This window comes from Occallatibacter sp. (assembly GCF_049510455.1).
Lineage (GTDB): Bacteria > Acidobacteriota > Terriglobia > Terriglobales > Acidobacteriaceae > Telmatobacter.
On the sequence record NZ_JBEKYX010000187.1, the window covers coordinates 1 to 3,121 of the forward strand.

At 58.6% G+C, this 3,121-nt stretch carries 2 protein-coding genes; one reads left to right on the plus strand and one right to left on the minus strand.

What is annotated here, in order from left to right; genetic code table 11:
• Window positions 1-74: 74 nt before the first annotated feature.
• Window positions 75-1,229 (minus strand): bifunctional 2-methylcitrate synthase/citrate synthase, encoded by a 1,155-nt coding sequence (prpC, locus tag ABSG47_RS20640; RefSeq protein WP_424172382.1) that lies wholly within the window; start codon window positions 1,227-1,229, stop codon window positions 75-77.
• A gap of 531 nt (window positions 1,230-1,760) precedes the next feature.
• Here prpC and ABSG47_RS20645 point away from each other — a divergent pair.
• Window positions 1,761-2,636, plus strand: coding sequence for a plasmid mobilization protein (locus ABSG47_RS20645; RefSeq protein WP_424172385.1), 876 nt, complete (start codon window positions 1,761-1,763; stop codon window positions 2,634-2,636).
• Window positions 2,637-3,121: the final 485 nt, after the last annotated feature.

Below are 3,121 nucleotides of genomic sequence, written 5' to 3' on the forward strand. Positions count from 1 at the left end.
CGTTAAGGTCGAAGCAAAAAGAATTGAACTCATCGCGACTAATTGTCCGATTCGAGTGAGCATACATAAATCCTTCAGGAACGCTGACTAATCGCCACAAACGTCAGATTCTCCGGCCCCGTATAATTCGCACTCGGCCGAATAATCTTCCCATCCGCCCGCTGCTCCATCACATGCGCGCCCCACCCCGCCGTCCGCGCAATCACAAACAGCGGCGTAAACAGATCAATCGGCACACCCATCGCGTGATAGGCAACCGCGCTGAACCAGTCGAGGTTCGGAAACATGCGCTTCGTCTCATGCATCACAGTCTCAATCCGCTCGGCAATCGCATACAGCGTCATATCGCCGGCCTCATCCGAAAGCTCGCGCGCAATGCCTTTGATAACGTCGCTCCGCGGATCGCTGATCGTATACACCGGATGCCCAAAGCCGATAATCACCTCACGCTCCGCCACCCTCCGCCGAATATCCGTCTCCGCCTCATCCGCCGACGCATAGCGCTCCTGAATCTCCAGCGCAACTTCATTCGCGCCGCCGTGCTTCGGCCCTTTGAGCGCGCCAATCGCACCCGTAATGCACGAATACATATCCGAACCCGTCCCCGCAATCACCCGCGCCGTAAACGTCGAAGCATTAAACTCATGCTCCGCATACAAAATCAGCGAAGCCTGCATCGCCTTCACCCACTCCGCGCTCGCAGGCTTGCCATGCAGCAGATGCAGCAGGTGCCCCGCAATCGAATCATCCTCCGTCACCACATCAATGCGTTTTCCATGCCGCGCAAACTGCAGCCAGTAGCACAACATCGAAACCAGCTTCGACAGCAGCCCATCCGCAATCGCCGTCGCACCCGCCGCGTCATGATCGGCAGCCTCCGGTGAGACGCATCCCAGCACAGAAACGCCCGTCCGCAGCACATCCATCGGATGGGCCGTCGCCGGAAGCAGCTCCAGCGCCTTCAAGACCGCATCCGGCAGCCCACGCGCCGCCTTCAACGCAGCCTTATAAGCAGCCAACTCCGCCGCCGTAGGCAGCTTGCCATGCAGCAGCAGATACGCCACCTCTTCGTACTCGCAATGCGCGGCAAGATCATGAATGTCATACCCGCGATAATGCAGGTCGTTGCCCGTGTGCCCCACGGTACACAGCGCAGTATTTCCAGCCGGCGTACCAGAAAGCGCCACCGATTTCTTAGGCTTGAATGTCGCAGTTGCAGCTTCGCTCATCGCAGAACTCCAGAGCTTCACCGTATCGAACAGCGCATACGGGTGTCCAGCCAAGCTCTTTTACGGTAGTGGTCAAGGTTGGATTAGAGGTCGGGAGTAAAGAGTGCGCGCAGGATAAATGTCCAGCCGTAATGGATGATGCCATATATGCCGGCAATAATTCCCAAGATCGCCAGGATCAGCTGTACCCACGTTGGCAGCTTATCTATGGATTTCGAGATTACTCCCATGTCAGCCCTGCCCTCGCTCTTCTAGCAGCCCAACAAGCCGGGTGCCCTAGGTCCTTGTGTTCGGACCTGGGATTGCACAAAAGCCAACTTGTCATCCTGTGTAAACGGGTGCCCAAGTGTCTTTCAGCTCAGGGGTGGTGAGTCGAAGGACCTGCTCTTGCTTTTCCTGATCAATAACCACCAATCACTAACCATATCCACCACTTTCCCAAACCGGCACACTCCGCCCCGATCTCCCACATCGGCACACCCTCACATCACTCATCTGTAATTTTCCTCTCAAGTGTACAAACTCCGTCCTATGCTTCCACTCATGCAGACCTCGACAGCATTCGCACCCTCCCCCAACCCCGGTCTCCAGTCGGACAACTTCGCAGCCTTCCTGGCCCGGCTCGCCGAACTGCCCGACTGGGATTCCGATCCGGCTGTCGAGCCATCCGGCACCTTCGCATCCTTCGAACCGTCTGAGGCGGGCGAAGAAGATCTCGCCTCCCTCAGCTACGAGCACGCACTCCGCACCCCAACCCGCAAAGCACGCCGCGCAGCAAATCGATCCGGGAAATCGCAATCCCCGCAATCAGTCCCCAAAACCGCTCTGACCATTCAGCCCTCCCCCAAAGCGCTTGAACCCAGACCGTTTGAACCCGGATCGTTTGAAGTCCCCAAATCTCTTCAAATCATGGAGCCGCGCCACGCGCGCACCACCATCCGCTTCACCGCAGGCGAGAACAAGCTCCTCCGCAAGCGCGCCGCGGAAAACAATATCGCCGTCTCCGCCTATATCCGCTCCTGCGTCCTTGAGGTGGAATCCCTCCGCGCCCAAATCCAGCAGGTCCAGCAACTGATGAGCCAGCAGTCAATGTCCCAGCAGTTGATAACCGAACCGCGCTCGCCCGCCGCATCCCGCCACTCATATTCCGAAACCGAGCCCCAGACGCCCACACTCACCGCCCCTCCCTCAGCGCCCGCTTTAACTGCGCCCCAGCCGCCGCGCCCTCCCATGCAGCCGCTCACCGCCCGCGCACCTCAGCCGGCCTCCACGCTCCGCCTCGATCCCCGCGTCCAGGCAGCATTCGATGCCCAGAAACGCATCTCCGCACAGCCCTCCCCCGCGCTCCCGGAGAAAAATCGTTCCGGCTTCTTCAGCTTCCTCTTCGGCAGCCGCCGCAGAGCCTGAATTCGACACTGCTGTCATCGCTGAGCGGGTCTTCGAACAAAGTTGCCGGGGATTACGAAGGCAGTTTTGACAACCCCGTTATTCTGACGCGAACATCTATGGCGAAACAGCCCGATCCCAAGTGATCCGATACATCCATCGGAATCCAGTCAAGCGGGGACTCGTCGCATCGCCAGGGCTGTACCAATGGAGCAGCTTCAACCACTATGCCGCTGGCATTCGAGGAGCGGTTGAAATCGAATCGGAGTGGACAGCACAGCTTCGCGGCCCATTCATCGCGATAAAGCTGCGATGAATGGGGCACAGATTTACCTTTTGGGCCAGGAGCAGATGAATGACAGCATCCGTGAGTGGGCCACCTGCCGAGATGTGGTCAACCGTGCAAAGCGCAGCCAGGGAACAGCCTACTCCTGTTGCCGCGCTGGCAGTTGCCGGCATGAACGATGTGCTGAACCGCCAGGGCTATACGCAAGCAGCATGGTGGA

What these genes read in the sequence shown, in the direction of transcription:
- prpC (WP_424172382.1), bottom strand. Translation starts at nt 1,229, where the DNA reads ATGAGCGAAGCTGCAACTGCGACATTCAAGCCTAAGAAATCGGTGGCG.
- ABSG47_RS20645 (WP_424172385.1), top strand. Translation starts at nt 1,761, where the DNA reads ATGCTTCCACTCATGCAGACCTCGACAGCATTCGCACCCTCCCCCAAC.